20 protein-coding genes are annotated in these 18,083 nt (G+C 33.4%); 16 read left to right on the top strand and 4 right to left on the bottom strand.

What is annotated here, in order from left to right; genetic code table 11:
- Window positions 1–86: 86 nt before the first annotated feature.
- From ER639_RS08915 to ER639_RS08900, 4 genes are all read left to right on the top strand, one after another.
- Window positions 87–764 carry a hypothetical protein gene (locus ER639_RS08915; RefSeq protein WP_129065443.1) on the top strand — a complete coding sequence of 226 codons (678 nt, stop codon included), beginning with the start codon at window positions 87–89 and terminating at the stop codon, window positions 762–764.
- Window positions 765–855: 91 nt separating this feature from the next.
- Window positions 856–1,590 carry a class I SAM-dependent methyltransferase gene (locus tag ER639_RS08910; protein ID WP_129065442.1) on the top strand — a complete coding sequence of 245 codons (735 nt, stop codon included), beginning with the start codon at window positions 856–858 and terminating at the stop codon, window positions 1,588–1,590.
- A 79-nt stretch (window positions 1,591–1,669) separates the two neighbouring features.
- Window positions 1,670–2,329, top strand: coding sequence for a nitroreductase family protein (locus ER639_RS08905; protein WP_129065441.1), 660 nt, complete (start codon window positions 1,670–1,672; stop codon window positions 2,327–2,329).
- Complete coding sequence (locus tag ER639_RS08900) at window positions 2,329–2,880, top strand: hypothetical protein (protein ID WP_129065440.1); 552 nt, start codon at window positions 2,329–2,331, stop codon at window positions 2,878–2,880. Before ER639_RS08905 ends, ER639_RS08900 begins: the two co-directional genes overlap by 1 nt.
- A 512-nt stretch (window positions 2,881–3,392) precedes the next feature.
- Here ER639_RS08900 and nrdG read toward each other — a convergent pair.
- Window positions 3,393–3,881 (bottom strand): anaerobic ribonucleoside-triphosphate reductase activating protein, encoded by a 489-nt coding sequence (gene nrdG / locus ER639_RS08895; RefSeq protein ID WP_129065439.1) that lies wholly within the window; start codon window positions 3,879–3,881, stop codon window positions 3,393–3,395.
- Window positions 3,874–5,715: an anaerobic ribonucleoside-triphosphate reductase gene (nrdD, locus tag ER639_RS08890; protein WP_205757708.1), complete on the bottom strand. Its 1,842-nt coding sequence runs from the start codon at window positions 5,713–5,715 to the stop codon at window positions 3,874–3,876. The genes nrdG and nrdD overlap by 8 nt, the downstream gene beginning before the upstream one ends.
- 167 nt (window positions 5,716–5,882) lie before the next feature.
- Here nrdD and ER639_RS08885 point away from each other — a divergent pair, with 167 nt between their 5' ends.
- The 11 genes from ER639_RS08885 (at window position 5,883) to ER639_RS08835 (ending at window position 14,658) form a co-directional block, all read left to right on the top strand.
- Window positions 5,883–6,365, top strand: a complete 483-nt coding sequence (locus ER639_RS08885; protein WP_129065437.1) for a hypothetical protein — start codon at window positions 5,883–5,885, stop codon at window positions 6,363–6,365.
- A gap of 119 nt (window positions 6,366–6,484) precedes the next feature.
- Window positions 6,485–7,456 (top strand): Rho termination factor N-terminal domain-containing protein, encoded by a 972-nt coding sequence (locus ER639_RS08880; protein ID WP_129065436.1) that lies wholly within the window; start codon window positions 6,485–6,487, stop codon window positions 7,454–7,456.
- Between the two features lie 69 nt (window positions 7,457–7,525).
- Complete coding sequence (locus ER639_RS08875) at window positions 7,526–7,771, top strand: hypothetical protein (RefSeq protein ID WP_129065435.1); 246 nt, start codon at window positions 7,526–7,528, stop codon at window positions 7,769–7,771.
- A gap of 66 nt (window positions 7,772–7,837) precedes the next feature.
- A complete protein-coding gene (locus tag ER639_RS08870; protein WP_129065434.1) occupies window positions 7,838–8,776 on the top strand; it encodes a nucleoside hydrolase in 939 nt (312 codons plus the stop codon).
- A 438-nt stretch (window positions 8,777–9,214) separates the two neighbouring features.
- Window positions 9,215–9,886: a response regulator transcription factor gene (locus tag ER639_RS08865; RefSeq protein ID WP_129065433.1), complete on the top strand. Its 672-nt coding sequence runs from the start codon at window positions 9,215–9,217 to the stop codon at window positions 9,884–9,886.
- Complete coding sequence (locus ER639_RS08860) at window positions 9,879–11,087, top strand: sensor histidine kinase (protein WP_129065432.1); 1,209 nt, start codon at window positions 9,879–9,881, stop codon at window positions 11,085–11,087. The genes ER639_RS08865 and ER639_RS08860 overlap by 8 nt, the downstream gene beginning before the upstream one ends.
- A gap of 63 nt (window positions 11,088–11,150) precedes the next feature.
- A complete protein-coding gene (locus ER639_RS08855; protein WP_129065431.1) occupies window positions 11,151–11,576 on the top strand; it encodes a DUF2231 domain-containing protein in 426 nt (141 codons plus the stop codon).
- 13 nt (window positions 11,577–11,589) lie between these two features.
- The gene (locus tag ER639_RS08850; RefSeq protein WP_129065430.1) at window positions 11,590–12,543 is read left to right on the top strand and encodes a cation diffusion facilitator family transporter; all 954 of its coding nucleotides are present in this window, start codon (window positions 11,590–11,592) and stop codon (window positions 12,541–12,543) included.
- A gap of 130 nt (window positions 12,544–12,673) precedes the next feature.
- Entirely contained in the window at window positions 12,674–12,916 is a 243-nt protein-coding gene (locus ER639_RS08845) for a hypothetical protein (RefSeq protein ID WP_129065429.1), read from the top strand.
- Between the two features lie 85 nt (window positions 12,917–13,001).
- Window positions 13,002–13,484: a hypothetical protein gene (locus ER639_RS08840; protein WP_129065428.1), complete on the top strand. Its 483-nt coding sequence runs from the start codon at window positions 13,002–13,004 to the stop codon at window positions 13,482–13,484.
- Window positions 13,485–13,638: 154 nt separating this feature from the next.
- On the top strand, window positions 13,639–14,658 hold the full coding sequence (locus tag ER639_RS08835) for a TcaA NTF2-like domain-containing protein (RefSeq protein WP_129065427.1): 1,020 nt from the start codon (window positions 13,639–13,641) through the stop codon (window positions 14,656–14,658).
- A gap of 43 nt (window positions 14,659–14,701) precedes the next feature.
- Here ER639_RS08835 and trhA read toward each other — a convergent pair whose 3' ends face one another.
- Entirely contained in the window at window positions 14,702–15,370 is a 669-nt protein-coding gene (trhA, locus tag ER639_RS08830; protein ID WP_129065426.1) for a PAQR family membrane homeostasis protein TrhA, read from the bottom strand.
- Between the two features lie 461 nt (window positions 15,371–15,831).
- On the opposite strand from trhA, the gene ER639_RS08825 reads away from it, so the two are divergent.
- Window positions 15,832–17,064 (top strand): LysM peptidoglycan-binding domain-containing protein, encoded by a 1,233-nt coding sequence (locus ER639_RS08825; RefSeq protein WP_129065425.1) that lies wholly within the window; start codon window positions 15,832–15,834, stop codon window positions 17,062–17,064.
- Between the two features lie 167 nt (window positions 17,065–17,231).
- Here ER639_RS08825 and ER639_RS08820 read toward each other — a convergent pair whose 3' ends face one another.
- The gene (locus ER639_RS08820) at window positions 17,232–18,038 is read right to left on the bottom strand and encodes a thermonuclease family protein (protein WP_164993415.1); all 807 of its coding nucleotides are present in this window, start codon (window positions 18,036–18,038) and stop codon (window positions 17,232–17,234) included.
- Window positions 18,039–18,083: the final 45 nt, after the last annotated feature.

Raw genomic sequence — 18,083 nt, 5'->3', positions numbered from 1 at the left:
AAATAATGCTACTCCATTTACTTCTTTTATTAAATGTTGTAAAATAAAGGCAATATTTATAAAACGACAAAATTAGGAGTAAAACGATGAGAAAATGGATGCTGTCTGTCGTGTGTATTGGTTTATTGAGTGGATGTAGTGATGCTTCAGAAGTAAAAGAGAAAACTTACAAGACGTCATACAAAGGCTTACATGAATTACACTTAGATGGTAAAACGTTAGGATTAATTTCTAAAAATAAAGCGCAAACTAAAGCAACCATCCAAACTACAAAACAGCAAATATTAACATCAGCACCACCTGCTATGGCATATTTAGATGTTGCTTCTGATTATTCGAATCATATGAATGAGGTTTTTACTTCTATTTCTAAAGAAGATGATCCATCAAAATTAGAAGAAAAATATCATAAAGTGATTAAAGAAATTGCAACGTATGAAGCGAAGAAAGAGACGACAAAAGTCCCTGAAAAACAAAAAGCAATCAATGAAAATATTAATAAAGCGAATGAAAAATATATTGATTCGATAAGTAAGATTAATGCAGGGGTTGAAAAAAATAATGAAACACTGAAAGAAGCAGGTTTTAAAGAAGCGGCAGAAGGTCATGTTTATTTTCAAAAAGCGGCCATTTATATGAGTAAAATGCAGCCAGAAATATCGATTAAACCTATAGTAATTGATGAACCATCAACGCCAGTGATTAAAGAAGTATACACATCAGAAACGTCTGTTGAATCCAAAGTACCAACATCGAACTATTAAATTTCAAACATTCTTGCATTCATAGTAGTAGATATGATATATAATGATTAAAGATGAAAAATGGTAACTTTTAATCATAAGGGAGAATGTAATGGACAGTAATATATTTGATGACACCTCATTTTTTGAGAAATATAGTGAAATGGAACGTTCGAAACATGGTTTAGAGGCTGCTGGAGAATGGTCGTCATTTAAAGAAATGATGCCAAGTTTAAAGGGCGCTCATGTATTAGACTTAGGTTGTGGCTACGGTTGGCATTTAGAATATGCAGCGACTGAAGGTGCAGAACGTATCGTTGGGGTGGATATTTCAGAAAAAATGTTAAAACGTGCTGCCGAGCAACCACATGCAGATCAATTTACATTGATTCATAGTCCAATAGAAGATGTCGAGTTTGAATCACACGAATTTGATGTGGTCATGAGTTCATTGGCACTACATTATTTGCCATCATTCAAAGATGTGGTTGAAATTGTAAGAGATTGTTTAACGATAAATGGTACATTTATATTTAGTGTGGAACATCCAGTTTATACAGCTGAAGGATCACAAGATTGGTATTATGACGCATCAGGTCAAAAGGCATTTTGGCCAGTAGATGATTATTATAGTGAAGGTGAACGTGAGACTGATTTCTTAGGTGAAAAAGTACGTAAATATCATCGTACATTGTCTCATTATATACAAGTATTACTAGACAATGAATTTTCAATTAAAGGAATTGATGAGCCAATTCCAACTCAAGAAATGTTAGATCAACATCCAGAAATGAAAGATGAATTAAGAAGACCAATGATGTTGATCATTTCAGCAAGAAGAAAATAAATACTTTGAAATCAATTGATTTCAATTATGAATTAAACATGTTAAACTCCTACTATAATTAATAGTTAGGAGTTTTTTTATGTCTTTAGAAATGTCATTTAAAGAAGTATTAGCAAAACGTAAATCCGTAAAGGAATTCGATCCAACAGTAAAAATTAGTCATGAAGAAATGGAAGAAATGATTCAATACGCAACAACAGCACCTTCTTCATGTAATATGCAACCTTGGCGATTTGTAATCATTGATACTGATGAAACAAAAGAGAAAATCAAAGATTTAGTACAGTTCAATACTCGTCAATTAAACACAAGTTCTGCGTTTATTTTCGTATTAGGTGATGTTGATCATTTTAAAACGTTAGATCCAATCTATCAAAAATCAGTCGATTTAGGCTACATGCCACAAGAAGTGAAAGATCAAACGGTAGGTTTCTTATCACAAGGGTTAAATTTAAAAGAAAGAGAATATTTCCTTTATAACGCTATGATGGATGCAAATCTTGCTGCAATGCAATTTATGTTAGTAGCAACAAGTTATGGCTATGATACAAATCCAATTGGTGGCTTTGAAAGACAAGAAGTAATGGAAGTATTAGATATTGATACAGAACGTTATTTCCCGGTAATGATGATTGCTATTGGTAAAGGTGTGAAACCACCATACAATAGCTCAAGACATGAAGTATCTGAAGTGATCAGTTATAACAAAGGTAATAACGGGCAAGTAGGTACAATTTAATGAGAGATAAGAAGCATTGGAAACAAATAGGTATCTTCGTTGTCATAGCAGTGGTATTTGCAATCATATTAAGTACAGTAATGTATTTCAAAAATGAAAAAATAGATACAATGTCGGATAGTGATGTGAATTACTTACAAAGCGGTTTATATGCAACTGTAAAAGATGCAAAAAATGACTTAGAAAAATACGTTATAGGTAGAACCGTTGCAGATACGGATATCACTACGAGTGACATTGGGCAGAATCACTCTAATAAATCAAAAGACATTCATACATTTATGATTACGAAAAAAGGTAAAAATATTCAATATTTAACGATTGCACATGTTTATAAAGGTGAAAGTGATAAAGGGTATCGTATCACTCTTGAAAAGCCAGATTTAAAATTAGTTCGTGATGATATGAAAGCAATCCAATGGTCTGATAAAGTAAATCAAGTTTCATTTGACTACCACATCGCTAAAGATTTAAAAAATCATAGCAATCAATCAGACAGTTCACAGTTATGGCAAGATGAAAAATGGTATGTAACTGTGAACGTTAAATAAATAAATGGATCTGCAGCTCAAGTGAGCCGAACAGATGAGCCGCAAACGAATCTGCAGCTCAAGTGAGCTGAACAGATGAGCCGCAAACGAATCTGCAGCTCAAGTGAGCTGAACAGATGAGCCGCAAACGGATCTGCAGCTCAAGTGAAGCGAACAGATGAGCCGCAAACGGATCTGCAGCTCAAGTGAGCCGGACAGATGAGCCGCAAACGAATCTGCAGCTCAAGTGAGCCGGACAGATGAGCCGCAAACGAATCTGCAGCTCAAGTGAGCTGAACAGATGAGCCGCAAACGAATCTGCAGCTCAAGTGAGCTGAACAGATGAGCCGCAAACGAATCTGCAGCTCAAGTGAGACGAACAGATGAGCTGCAAACGAATCTGCAGCTCAAGTGAGACGGACAGATGAGCTGCAAACGAATCTGCAGCTCAAGTGAGACGGACAGATGAGCCGCAAACCTAAATTTACATAAAAAAATCATGGCCACCTGCATAATAGGTAGCCATGATTTTTTTATGGTTTCAAATAATGAATTCTCTGATTGAGTGATCCTCGAAATGGTAAATCTAATTTTTTTAAATGAGCAACAAAAGGGCCGTCAACGAGTACATCAATGTCATTGAGTAACGGTTTAAGTTGCGCATCATTTTGTATGTACTCTAACATATAACCACTCCACAGCCAAATGGTCTTTGTATTTTTGAATTTATTCCTAAATGCTTTAATGAGTGGTTTTGTAATTGCTAAATTTTGTAACGGTTCACCACCAAGTATAGAAAGGCCCGATATATAGGGTTTATCGAGTAATGACATGATTTCGTCTTCTAATGATTGATCATAAAGACGCCCTTTTTGAAAATCCCAAATACTCGCATTAAAGCAATCCGGACAGTGAAATCTGCAACCAGAAACATAAACTGAAATTCTTACGCCCTCGCCATCAGTCACGACGTCTTTCATCACTTTTGCAACATGTTGATGACCTTCATAACAATTACTCATCGCAAGCATCCATATGTTTAATACGATGTTTAATTTCTTCGTGACGTCCTTTGACCATTGGGCGTTTCAATGGGTTTCCTAAATAACCACAAGTTCTTTTCACGACGTCTGTTGTTTCTGGGTTGCTATTACCACAATTAGGACATTTAAATCCATGAGCTGTAGGGGTGAAGTCACCTTCAAATCCACATTCAAGGCATTGATCGATCGGTGTATTTGTACCAAGATAACCGACTTTATCATAAGCATAATCCCAAACGGCTTCTAGTGCACTTGGATTATGTTTCAAACTTGGATATTCACAGTAATGAATGAAACCACCTGTTGAATATTTCACATATTGACTTTCGAAGTCAATTTTATCAAACGGTGAAATCTTTTTTCTAATATCGTAATGATACGAATTGGTGTAATAGCCTTTATCCGTGATATCTTGAATCATGCCAAACTTTTCAGTATCTAATCTACAGAAGCGATCTGTTAGTGATTCTGATGGTGTTGCATAAATACTGAATTGTATTTGATGTTCATCTGATAGCTGTTTCGCGTAATCATGCATGTACTTTAAGATGTTTGTTGTAAATGAAATGGCCTCTTCATCTTCTTCCCAATCGATACCAAATAACGCTCTGCCAACTTCATATATACCAATGTACCCAATACTGATGGTGGCACGTTTGTTTTTAAATAATGAATCAACTTTTGCGCCTGGTGCGAGTCGATGTGTGAAAGCACCATACTGATAGAGTATTGGTGCATTTTCAGGGATAACATCATTCAAACGTTGAATGCGATATAAACATGCATCTCTAACAATATCCAAACGCTCTTTTAATAAAGTCATAAATGTTTCGCTGTTTTTCGTTTCGAGTGCGATTCTTGGTAAATTTAATGTGACAACACCTAAGTTACATCGTCCGTTATTAATATTTATCCCATTTTCTTGATATTGGTTTAAGAAACTTCTACAACCCATTGGGACTTTAAAGTCTCCGATTAACTTTGTTAAACCCTCATAATTAAGTACATCAGGATACATACGTCGGATGGCACATTTTAAAGCTTGTTGCTTCACGTCGTAGTTAGGGTCTTCTGGTGTTAAGTTGACTCCTCTTTTTAAACTGAATACGAGCTTTGGAAAAATAGCAGTCGTTTGATCTTTACCGAGCCCTCTGTAACGGATATTGAGCATCGCTTTTTGAATCATTACACTGTATTCATCTGTGCCAAGTCCGAATCCGAATGTCACAAATGGTGTTTGTCCATTAGAAGTATATAAAGTATTAATTTCATATTCTAATGATTGCATTGCATCATAAACATCTTTTTCAGTGAGTTGTTGAACGTATCGTTCCGTTTGGTCTCCTAACTGAAAAGTTTGAGCTGTTTGCAAATGTTTTTCAGCATTCTTCCTTGCATAAACGCTTAATACTTCATCGATGCGATCGACTGAACATCCACCATATTGACTGCTTGCTACGTTTGCAATGATTTGTGCAATTTGAGCTGCAGCTGTTTGAATGGATTTCGGTGATTCAACGACAGCATTACCAATTTTAAAGCCATTTTTTAGCATATGTTCGATATCAATTAAACAACAATTTGTCATAGGCATATAAGGGTGATAATCTAGGTCATGAAAATGAATATCTCCATTATTATGAGCATCTCGTACATGATGAGGCAGCATATTTAAACCGATATATTTCGCAACAGTCCCTGCTGTTAAATCTCTTCTCGTATTAAAGACATTCGCATCTTTATTTGCATTTTCATGAATGATACTTTCATCTTGATTGGTTAAACGTTGTATTTCATCTTCTAATGATTTCATAGTAATTCCTCCAAAACACAATATATTGTATGTATTTATCATTTTAATACTATATGTTGTGTTATTGTGGGATTTCACAGACTTGAAAAAGAATTGTCAAAATTGACACTGGTCAAAAATTTGATTAAAGTAGTAAATTGTGAGTAAAAAACAGAGAGGAACGCAAGATGAAGCTAACGAGTAATAAAAAGAAAATGTATTTAAGTGTGATTCATTCGATTCTTTTGGAACAAAGTATGATGCCCATCACATTTGAGCTTTTACAAAATGATGCAAGTATTACACAAGTGATGGTCAAAGAGACCACACACTTCGTCTATGCAAAATATGCTTCAAAGCCGAGTAGTCGACGTGTACATCAAAAGCGTTGGAGCTTTAAGTTTCATTACGATGAAATATTAAAAATAGAAAAATATTATCAATTGAATTCAAATTTTCATATATTCTTTCATTTAAGTGATGAAGACTATCAAAGTGAGATATGTGCATTGACTTATGATGAATTTAAACGATGTATTGGAGATGACACGATAAATAAAGATCGACGCATTGCATTTATTTCTAAACCGCGTCATCGTACACGTGTTTATGGAACAAAAATTGCAGACACAGATGCATTCATTGTAACCAATTCGTTATTTAATGCTTAATGATTTGTTTGTAAATAAATAAAATAAATCGTATTGTTTGAGATATATATGGGTGTTATAATTGATAAGATTTTACATAATAATGATTATAAATTAGCGTATGCTTCGGAGGGAATAGAATGACAACAAGTCAGCATCAGCTACATTTAGTAGACCATTTAAAAACATTAACAGTGAATGACTTAAAACATATTTGTCGTACACACAAAATTAAAAATTTTTCATCTAAGAAAAAAGATGAACTTGTTGAAATGATTAATACATTTGTATTTGAATCTGATGTATTGAAAGAAAAAATGCAGTCGGATTCAATCTATCAACCATTTCAACAAGAAGATAAAGTTACGATGGATACACCAGATGTGTCTACTTTCTTGTTTGAAAGTAATGGAGAAGTCGTGATACCAACAGATTTGAAGACACATCTGTTTAGTAATGTAAATCCTGCAAGTGAACAAATGGATTTAACATTATTTTATCGTGCGGTATTAAACTATTATGGTTATGTTTCATATGAAGCAATTCAAAAGTTAGCGCAAATGGATGGTATGACTAAATCAGTTGAAGCGATTCAGCGTGATTTATTAACGTTATTTAGTGATATGCATGATTATATGGATGACAATGGTGCAAGACATCCACACTTTGATCATTTCAAATTAGATTTAGAGCGTGCTAAAAAGACACCTATCGTGATGCCAGAAAATATGACGACATTGATGGATTATCAAACAATGACGATGATTCCACAATCAGCACAAGTAGAACGTTTCAAAAAGTTTATTGAAACCAATTTATTAACAGGTCAATCTGTGATTGTTGATGAGCTTATTCGTGAAATGCGTTTGTCAGAAGATAGTGCACGTGTTGAAAATTACGTGAGACGCTTAATTAAAGTGAGACGACTTAAAAAATTACCACTTGCTAAATACATGCAAGTCATTACACCTGTACATGAAGAAATTCCAGTATGGTCTTTGGCAGGAGGCTTTAAAGAGAAAAAAGAGGTTGTTAAACGAGCAATTAATTCACGAGTAGTGAAAAAGTCAAAAAAACGTAAAAAAAGCACGAATATTAGTCGTATAAAATAAGCCTTATTTTATACATGCCATGAAAAAAATGGTATAGTGTGTGTATCAATTTTTTTAGGAAGTGACACATTGAGATACAACAATACGATATGGGGTAGAATTTATACTTATTTAAATTTTGTGATTATCGGATTAATCATTATGAGATTCTTTACACCCATGAACTTTAGTGGAATACTTGTATATGCCATGGCAGCACTCTTAATCATTGGACTTTTAGATAGTAATGAACAAAATACATGGCGTCAAAATATGATTAGACATGCATTTGATTTATTTTTATTATTATGGTTTGCTGCATTATATTACGGTTAAGGATTGCCTTAGCCGTTTTTTTGTTTTAAAGTAAGAAGGTAAATTTAAATGAAAGTGGGTCTTATTGTGAAACAGAATGTCTATTTTAACCATGACGGTGGCGTAGATGATTTAATCTCATTATTCTTATTACTTCAAATGGATAATGTAAAATTAACAGGTGTATCAGTAATCGATGCAGATTGTTATATTGAGCCAGCTACATATGCATCTAGAAAAATTATTGATCGATTTGGTGATGGGAAATTGGAAACGGCGATGAGTCCGTTACGTGGAAAAAATCCATTTCCAAAAGATTGGCGCATGCATGCGTTCTTTATGGATGCACTACCAATTTTAAATGAAAAAGGATCGATTGATGCACCATTATCAAAATTAGCTGCACATGAACATTTAATCGAAAAAGTAATGAATGAAAAAGAGAAAACGACATTACTCTTTACAGGACCTTTAACTGACTTAGCCAAAGCATTAGAAGTAGAACCAAAAATCGTTGATAAAATTGACAAGTTAGTATGGATGGGTGGTACATACCGTGAAGAAGGTAATGTACATGAACCTGAACATGACGGTACTGCAGAATGGAACGCATTCTGGGATCCAGAAGCGGTTGGTGTTGTTTTTGATGCAGATATCAAAATCGATATGGTCGCATTAGAGAGTACAATTCAAGTCCCATTAACAGGCGACATCCGTCAAATGTGGGCAAACGAACGTCAATATGAAGGCGTGGACTTCTTAGGTGTAAGCTATGCAGTAGTGCCACCTTTGAAACACTTTGTAACGAACTCTACATATTATTTATGGGATGTGTTAACAACCGCTTCATTAGGTAAACCAGAATTGGTGAAATCTAAAGTTGTTGAATCAGGCGTTTACACACACGGACCAAGTCAAGGACGTACATATGAAATGGAAAATGGCCGTCCAGTGAACGTGGTTTATGACGTGGACCATGATGCATTCTTTGAATACATTACTGATTTAGCGAAGAAAGTAAAATAGTAAGTCGATTCGGATGAGACATTGATGTCTCGTCCTTTTTTATTTGTGGTAAGTGGTGAGTATCGGGTGGATACTAGCCACTGGGTACGAAAAACAGGAGGAAAAAGGAGTGAATGGCGAGTGTTTTGAGAATAAATGGAAAACTTAGCGCGAACGAATGGTGTTTCGCGCCGCAATTACAATAAACTGGAAAGCTTCGCGCGAACGAATCGTGTTTCGCGCCGCAATTACAATAAATTGGAAAACTTAGCGCGAACTCATCAACCTTCGCGCCAAAACTTCAATAAAATGGAAATGAACCTATATCAACTCAATCCAACTGCTCCACAAAATAAAATACTAGCCACTGAACACATTAAATACATAGTCACTTTCTTTTATTTATGACACAAAATAATACATACTTTATAATGAACATAATGATAAAGAGGTGAGCGCATGCAAATTTTATTAGTTGAAGATGATTTAAAGCTTGGGAAATTAACGAAATTAATGATAGAAAGTAAACAGCATATTGTGACTTGGGTGACGGATGGTAGAGATGCGCTTGATTATATTGAAACGAGTCGTTATGACATTGTCTTAATGGATTGGATGTTGCCTTCAATGGAAGGGATTGAAGTCGTTAAGGCCATTCGCAATCAAAAAATTGATGTTCCAATCATTATGATGACAGCAAAAGGGACTTTAGATGATAAAGTGACAGGCTTTCAAACGGGGGCAGATGATTACATTGTAAAGCCATTTGATTTTGAAGAATTAGAAGTACGTATGCTCGCTTTAACGAGAAGATTTTCAGGTCGTGTTTCTGAGAAACTATTCGTCGGACCTATTGAGATTGACTTAGCAGATCAAATGACGCATGTGAATGGTAACCATGTGTTACTCACCAAAAAAGAATATTTATTATTAACACTTTTAATGCACCATGCACATCATATTGTGACGCGTGATTTAATTTTCGATAAAGTATGGTCGATTGATGATGAAGTAACTGATAATGCGATTGAGGCATTAATCAGAAGGTTAAGAAAAAAATTAGGGGACTCCATTGCGCCATATCAAATTAAAGTTATACGTAATATGGGGTACAGTTTAACAGATGAATAAGAAACTACAGTCCCTATACTTATACTTCTCCATCTTGATTCTTGTGTTATTTATCGCATTCTCTGTTCTGATTTATGTGTCTACTGCATCTAGTATTCAATACCAAGAACAATTGAAATCAGATGCATTGATTGATAAAGAAAAAGGTGAGCATACAGTTGTTCAAAAGGGTAAAACAAAGATTATTTCACATGATAAAACAAATCGTAATGATTTGCCGCAACTATACTTTATTGTTCAAAATGATCGCATCATTAAACAGTCTGAATACGGTAGAGCAACTGTCAATGCATTATTTAAAATCATCGAAACAGAAAAAGAATATCACCACGATTATATTAGTTATGATAATAAGCATTACTACATCTCAAGTGAAACCATCGATGATAAAGACAATATTGCAATATATACGATATTAGACAGCACAGAATCATATCATGCCTTATCTAATTTAAAGAACATGTTAATTGGAATGACCAGCTTGTTCGTACTTTTAATCTTACTTTTATCATACGTAATGAGTAAAAGGGCGATTAAACCGTACGAAGAAAGTCATAAATTACAAAAGCAATTCATTCAAGATGCATCTCACGAATTAAAAACACCACTTGCCGTATTAAAGACGGGTACAGGTGTCCTCAAAACGTATGAATATAACAATATGTCTGACATCGGTAAAGAGGTCATTAAAGATTTGGACGATGAAATAAATCAGATGAATCAACTGGTTCAAGACTTGCTTAATTTATCGCGTATTGAAGATAAACCACTCGTTACGTTAGACATAGCTGAAGTTTTTCAAGCGATACAAGACAGATTTAATCCGATGTTAAAAAGACCAATTGAGGTAGAAAATATTCATGCAAACGTTAAAGGTGATCAGTCAACGTTAGTACAAGCTTTTTCTATCCTTGTTGAAAATGCAATTAAATATAATGATATTGAACATCTTAAAATTAACATTAAGATAAAAAATACAAAGTCCAATGTCGAAGTTTTCTTTTCTGATAACGGGGTAGGGATGAAAGAAGAAGATATTGAGCATATGTTTGAGCGCTTTTACCGCAGTGCCAATACACGTCATATTCAAGGTAGTGGTATCGGACTTTCGATATTTAAAGAAATTATGGATCATCATCACGCAACGATAGATGTAGATGGTAAAGACGGTTTAAAAATAAAGATGATATTCCCAAAATAAATGTCAGTTTCGTATAAGGTTCATTGTGTATATTAAGCCTATCAAATAAAAGGAGTGATACACATGCCGTTACATCCACTTATCGTGCATTTTCCAATCGCATTATTATTAGTTGCAGCAGTCATTGAATTATTATCATTAAAATTTAAAAATTTAAGCTTAACAGGAACAATTTTATTAGTAACAGGTTTCGCTTCAGGCGTTCTTGCTTTTATGACAGGAGATTCTGGAGAGCGCTTTGCAGAAATGAATTTTGGTGATGTTGAAGGTATGATTCATCATCACGAAGATATGGCAAGACTTGCATTAATCATCTTTGGTGTTGCAATGTTAATTAAATTATTTACACATTTCTCTAAAAAGTTTATTAAACCATTATTAATCGTAGTTGTAGTATTATCGATTTTAGGAAGCGGTGTTTTAGCTTACGCCGGACACTTAGGCGGACAAATCGTTTATGAAAACTCAAAAGTAACAAATACAAGATAAAGGACGGATTACGATGAAACAATCAAACCAAACAAATTATTTCCATCACGTTGACCATTTAAAAAATCAAACCACATCTAAAAATACATTATGGGCTTCGTTATTTATTACATTATTCTTTACAATCGTTGAGATTGTTGGGGGGATCTTATCGAACTCTCTAGCATTATTATCAGACTCAATGCATATGTTAAGTGACGTATTAGCACTTGGCTTATCAATGTTAGCAATTTATTTTGCTAGTAAAAAACCGACATCTAAATACACATTTGGTTTCTTACGTTTAGAAATTATCGCAGCATTTTTAAATGGTTTAGCACTTGTAATCATCGCATTAGGTATCTGTTATGAAGGTATTCTACGTATGATTCACCCACAAGAAGTTGATGTGAAATTAATGTTAATCATTTCAACAATTGGATTGATTGTAAACATCATTTTAACAATTATTTTAGCACGTTCTTTAAAAGGTGAAGACAATATCAATGTTCAATCCGCATTATGGCATTTCTTTGGAGATTTATTAAATTCAGTAGGTGTCATCGTTGCAGTTGTTGTTATTTACTTTACTGGATGGACTTTAATTGACCCGATTTTAAGTATTTTAATTTCATTAATCATCTTCCGTGGTGGATATAAAATTATTCGCAATGCATGGTTAATCCTAATGGAACGTGTTCCAGAAGATTATGATACAGATGCCATCATTAATGATATGAAACAGTTTGAAGGCGTTATTGACGTACATGAGTTTCATTTATGGGCAATTACGACAGATCATTATTCTTTAACAGCACACGTTGTTGTTGATAATATTGATGGCATTAAAAACTATGAACTAATCAATAAAATTAGTGCCATGTTAAGTGAAAAATATGAACTTGATCATAGTACGTTACAAGTTGAGCATTTAAAAGCAAATCACTTAGATGAACCGTACTTTGACGAAGTAAAAGAGCAACTTTAAATTGTCAGATAAATTACAAAGCATTAACAATTAATTACAAATTATTGAAACCCCTATACAATTGATTAAAACAGGTTATGATAAACAGTAATAACCAAAGTGTTAATCAATATCGTATAGGGGTGATTTTATGGATGACATTCTTCATTCAAAAGCAGCATTAAGATTTTCAGTGACAATGATTATTATCATGCTAACAACATTAATTTGTATCACTGCCTTAAGTATTAAGAATACGATTACATTAAATCAAGAAATAGGGAAAGCCGAAGCAAGAGACCAATCATATGAACTCTTTATTAAGAACAGCTTAACTAAAAGTTATGATTTTAAAATCGTTAAATCAAGTAAAGGCACAAACGTATATAAATAATGAATCATTTTAGAAGCGGTCGATAGATTTGCTTCTTTTTTTGTGGCATCAAATAGACTACAATAAAGTGAATTGGAGGGATATGATGTTTAATATATTTAAACGCAAAAACAAAAAGACAAATGAAACTTTCGCAATGATTGGACTAGATGATACAGTAAAAGACGTTCAGGTTGATACATATATTGAACAAATCGTGAAGTTATACGACTTGATAAAAGATGTAGATGACAAAACAGCACACCAAACGATTAAAGGTATGCGAAATACGGTTTATTGGATGGTAGGACATGTGATTGTACATAATGAATTATTACTTGTTCCAGAAGAAAAAAGACAACCCGAAATTAAAAATATCGAACATTACTTTAAATCAGGAACGAGTCCAAAAGACTTTGATTCAGACATTCCTACATTTGATTCGTTGAAGGAATTGATTAAGGAAAAAGAAAGAAAGTTAATCAATGCAGCATGTAAAGAAAATCCAGTAAAACAAATTGAATTTGCCATTAACCATATGACATTACACTATGGACAATTGAAAACAATGCTACAAATACTATCATAATTAACACATATACCAAATTCACAACGAATTATTAATCTTATATATTCATATTTTATTTATGAAGAAGAGCGTGTTGTTAAAATGGCCTTTCATTTATCTATAGAACAAAAAGTAGTAGAATATATGTAGAAGTTAAATAAAATAGAGGTGACTTATGCGAAAATTAATTTGGATAATTGCAGTAGCAGTATTATGTTTTGGATGTAGTCATAAAAGTGAACAATCACAAGTAGAAGAAGGAAAACAAACATTAAAAACAGACCAAAAACAAAGTATCAACTACAAGAAACTGACACAACAAACATTAGACCGATATTTATCAAAAATGGCTGAAAGTTATAATAACGAAGATTATGATATGGTTAAATCTTATATACAGCCTAAATCTGAAGCGGATAAATACATTTTAAAAAAAATCAAAACAGATGAATTTAAAAATTATGAGATTAAAAGCTATAAAGTAAGTAATATTAAAGTTAATAAATCTATTACACATGCTGATGTTACAAGAATAATGAAGTCTAATAAGACGAATAATCAATATAAAAAAGTAGTAACGCAGTTTGATTTAAAGTATGATAAAAAAACAAAGACAATGCGTATTTATGACTTTAATGATCAATCTGTAAGTGATGTAAAAGTACCAGAAAAAGTTAAAACAGATGAATCAAAAGATAAGGTAACGACTGAAGATAAAACAACAGAACAAAAGCAACAAGCAAAAGGTGATGCATCAACATGTATTACTTCTAGATTTAAATCTAGTTGTGAAGGGGTATCTGATGCAGCATTAAAAGCAGCTTATGACCAAATGGTTGCTAATAAGGTGTTACCATATGCACCGTATGAGGGCTGTGCGCAATGTACGATTCAACATGCATTTGATATAAAAGATGGTAAATTACCGCAAGCAACACCAAATGCAGGGCCAAAAGTATCAAGCATGCAAGACGCAGTACAAATGGTAACAGATCAATATCGTGATGATGTGCAAAGATATTACCCAGAAAAAGATATCACCATAATAGGCACTGAACCTATTAACGGTAGTGATATACAAGAAGATGTAGGTGGTAAATATTATAAAGTACGTGCCATCGATACAAACGGGACACATGAATTATTGAATTCATTTAAAGTTTATATCCAAACAGGCGAAGTCGTAATGGAATAAAGGTGCACTGTAAAAGGCTAGGATTGTGAAATCCTAGCCTTTTTTAATTGATAAAATAAAGCAAGCCAATGAAGTGGCACAATGCCCCTAATAAAATAAAGAAGTGCCAAATCATATGGAAATAATGACGGTTTTTTTGAGCATAAAACCATGAACCTATTGTATACATAATGCCACCTGCTAAAATCCAACATAGAAAAGTAATGGACGCAGTATGAATCATTGCAGGGAATAAGATGATGCCAAGCCAACCCATAATTAAATAAATAGTCAGACTGGCTTTTGGATGCACATTTTTTGCAAGTGATTTATACAAAATACCGGATATCGCAATGAGCCATTCAATAATCATTACAAAGGTACCAAGTTTACCTCCGACCATAAGTAAAGCGACAGGTGTATATGTTCCAGCAATTGCTACATAAATCATACTATGATCAATTATGCGCATAATGTATTTATGTTGAGACTTTGGAGGCATTAAATGATAAATACAACTTGAAAATAACATTAGGAAGATACTGATTAAGAAAACACTGATACTAAACGTTTCCATCGCACCGCCCGAAAGATATGTTTTGACTGCGAAGTAGGGCAATGTGAAAACAATCAATAGTGCTGGGACACCATGTGAAATCGAATTCCCGAGCTCTTCTCCAAATTTTAATGCTTTAATATCTCTAAAGTTATATGTAGTATCTTTAGCTTTCAAATAACCACCTCGACTGTCGAATTTATGTGTGCTTTCTTTATATCTTATCACCTAATGCATCAGAAAACGAATTTTACAAATATATATTACAAAAATGTTACAAAAATATATAATATTCAGAAAATAGTAGAGGACAATTTATTTAGAATTTCAAAACCCTTGATACAAATAGGGTTAAAACATTTATCAATAACAATTTAAATTGAATTTTGTAAATAAACGTTAAAGAAATGCATAATTATTATTAATTGTATAAAATTGTAAAATTTAAAATACGAACAGTACGACTTAAGTTGTATCAATAAAAAGATAAGAAAATGTCGAAAAGTGTTCGCTATTAAAAATTCACTTGTCATAATACATACAATTTGAAATGAAAACGAATTGTAACAAAAAACTGATGTATTTTGTGTAATAATAAGGTGTATATATAATGAGAAAAGTAATGGAGGACTAAGCATTTGAAGAAAAAATTATTATTTGCAGCAACAGGTGCGACAGCTGCAGCTTGTGCATTAGGTCACCACGCAGAGGCAAAGGAATATAAAGTTCAAGCTGGAGATTCTTTATGGTTAATCGCGAACAAACACGGTATTACGATTGAAGAATTGAAGTCGTTAAATAACTTAACTTCTAATTTGATTTTTCCAAATCAATATTTAAAGGTTTCTAAATCATCGTCTAAAGTAGCCAATGGAAATACACCGAGATATAAAACAACATCAACTGCTACTGGTACGCATACTGTAAAACCAGGAGAAAGTCTATCTTTAATCGCCTATAAATACAATACAACGTATCAAAAGATTATGGCATTAAATAATTTAGATTCATTCCTTATTCATCCAGGGCAAAGATTAAAGGTGACAGGAAATGTAGTGGTTAAAAAAACTGCTAAGCGAAAGCCAGTCGTAAACAAAAAACCATCTGCACAATCAACAACAGGTGTTCATGTTGTTGAAGCGGGAGAAAGTGTATCTTTAATTGCCCAAAACTATAACATTTCTGTATCAAAGTTAATGCAATTAAATGGATTAACTTCTTACTTAATCTTCCCAGGCCAAAAATTGAAGATATCTGGAAATGTACGTACTACAAGTACAGTTAGTACTACAAATACTATAAATACGTCATCACCTTCAGGTAGCACATATATTGTTAAACCTGGTGACTACTTATATAAAGTAGCACAAATGTACAATGTAACAATTGAAGACATTAAAAATTGGAATAACTTATCTTCAAACGTACTATACGTTAACCAAAAATTAATTGTTAAAGGTAATGCAGTTCAACAAAAAGTAGTAACTTCATCACCGGTTGTTGCACCAGCAGCACTAACAAGTTACTCACCAGTATTTAACCATTCAAATCTATATGATTATGGTCAATGTACATGGTATGTATTTAATAAACGTGCCGCAATGGGTAAAGGTATTTCAACATATTGGTGGCATGCATTTAACTGGGCGAACGGTGCTCGTAAAGACGGGTATACAGTAAATCGTATTCCTGAAGTAGGAGCAATCGCACAAACAACTCAAGGTGCATACGGTCACGTAGCATTCGTTGAACGTGTTAATGCGGATGGTACAATTTTAGTATCTGAAACAAACTACTTAACGCCAGCAGGTGTTGTAGGATACAGAACATTAACAAAAGCTCAAATGGCAGCTTACGAATTTATTCATTAATAATGATGAGCGCAACGCTTTGGCGTTGCGCTTATTTTATTATTTAGAAATGAATTGTTATGGCTGAGTCTTGGGTGACTGGCTAGTATTCCTCAAATACTATCTACTCAAAAATAGAAATCTGAAAGCATCAAAAAAACAGCATCCAAAAGGATACTGCCGTTTGATTAATTATTTAACATCCATGATTGGAATTGTACGTTTGATGCTTCGCAGCCTAAGCGGTCACGGTCGCGGTCATGCTTCTTTAAATATGAAACGTGATTATCAGTAATACCATAAGGATAGTACTTTTTAACTTCTGTACAATTTCTCAAATACTTTGGTGCGCCTGATTTATATTTAGATGTTGGATAACCAGGTCTAGACTTTTGCACAGGTTTTGTTGTTTTCTTAGTTTTATTACTTTTTACTGGTGCTACAACTTTTGTAGGTGTGACACTTGCTGTTGATGATTTTGTTGTAAATCCTTCTACAAGTGGATTAACGTATCCTGGGATAGACCAAATTTTTAGCTTTTTACTTTTGGCATATTTTTGTGATGCTTCTAATTTGTCTAAGTAATAAACTTGAGAATAAATGTAGCCTACACGTGCATATCCCGCTTTAACCATTGCATCGTTGACTAACTTCCCGTTTGCAAATAAATAAACTAAATGTCTGCCGTATTTATCGTATTTGTCTTGATTGTCATAAGCAATTTGTAATTTGCTATATTTGATTGTTGATTCTAAATATTTTTGTGCTTCTTTTGCATAAGGTTGCACAGGCTTTCTAGGATCTTTAGATTCTGGTGTATCTATTAATAAAAGACGTAATGTGATGACTTTTGATCCTTTTTTAACTTTGACAGTATCTCCATCAACCGTTGAAACATATGTGACTGTTTCTTTCTTTGAAATTGCATCTGCATGTTGTGTAGGTAGAAGAATAAGTAATAAAGATGCAATCAATAATAACTTTAGAAATTTCATATTGTACCCCTCCTGTATATAAATCAAATACATTATACACAATAA

The organism is Macrococcus sp. DPC7161 (assembly GCF_004117835.1).
Lineage (GTDB): Bacteria > Bacillota > Bacilli > Staphylococcales > Staphylococcaceae > SDSC01.
The sequence above is the reverse complement of the archived record's forward strand: the minus strand, read 5'-3'. Positions and strand labels throughout refer to the sequence as shown.

What these genes read in the sequence shown, in the direction of transcription:
- ER639_RS08915 (WP_129065443.1), top strand. Translation starts at nt 87, where the DNA reads ATGAGAAAATGGATGCTGTCTGTCGTGTGTATTGGTTTATTGAGTGGA.
- ER639_RS08850 (WP_129065430.1), top strand. Translation starts at nt 11,590, where the DNA reads ATGAAACAATCAAACCAAACAAATTATTTCCATCACGTTGACCATTTA.
- ER639_RS08900 (WP_129065440.1), top strand. Translation starts at nt 2,329, where the DNA reads ATGAGAGATAAGAAGCATTGGAAACAAATAGGTATCTTCGTTGTCATA.
- ER639_RS08835 (WP_129065427.1), top strand. Translation starts at nt 13,639, where the DNA reads ATGCGAAAATTAATTTGGATAATTGCAGTAGCAGTATTATGTTTTGGA.
- ER639_RS08885 (WP_129065437.1), top strand. Translation starts at nt 5,883, where the DNA reads ATGAAGCTAACGAGTAATAAAAAGAAAATGTATTTAAGTGTGATTCAT.
- ER639_RS08860 (WP_129065432.1), top strand. Translation starts at nt 9,879, where the DNA reads ATGAATAAGAAACTACAGTCCCTATACTTATACTTCTCCATCTTGATT.
- ER639_RS08910 (WP_129065442.1), top strand. Translation starts at nt 856, where the DNA reads ATGGACAGTAATATATTTGATGACACCTCATTTTTTGAGAAATATAGT.
- ER639_RS08880 (WP_129065436.1), top strand. Translation starts at nt 6,485, where the DNA reads ATGACAACAAGTCAGCATCAGCTACATTTAGTAGACCATTTAAAAACA.
- ER639_RS08840 (WP_129065428.1), top strand. Translation starts at nt 13,002, where the DNA reads ATGTTTAATATATTTAAACGCAAAAACAAAAAGACAAATGAAACTTTC.
- ER639_RS08820 (WP_164993415.1), bottom strand. Translation starts at nt 18,038, where the DNA reads ATGAAATTTCTAAAGTTATTATTGATTGCATCTTTATTACTTATTCTT.
- ER639_RS08865 (WP_129065433.1), top strand. Translation starts at nt 9,215, where the DNA reads ATGCAAATTTTATTAGTTGAAGATGATTTAAAGCTTGGGAAATTAACG.
- ER639_RS08855 (WP_129065431.1), top strand. Translation starts at nt 11,151, where the DNA reads ATGCCGTTACATCCACTTATCGTGCATTTTCCAATCGCATTATTATTA.
- nrdG (WP_129065439.1), bottom strand. Translation starts at nt 3,881, where the DNA reads ATGAGTAATTGTTATGAAGGTCATCAACATGTTGCAAAAGTGATGAAA.
- ER639_RS08845 (WP_129065429.1), top strand. Translation starts at nt 12,674, where the DNA reads ATGGATGACATTCTTCATTCAAAAGCAGCATTAAGATTTTCAGTGACA.
- nrdD (WP_205757708.1), bottom strand. Translation starts at nt 5,715, where the DNA reads ATGAAATCATTAGAAGATGAAATACAACGTTTAACCAATCAAGATGAA.
- ER639_RS08905 (WP_129065441.1), top strand. Translation starts at nt 1,670, where the DNA reads ATGTCTTTAGAAATGTCATTTAAAGAAGTATTAGCAAAACGTAAATCC.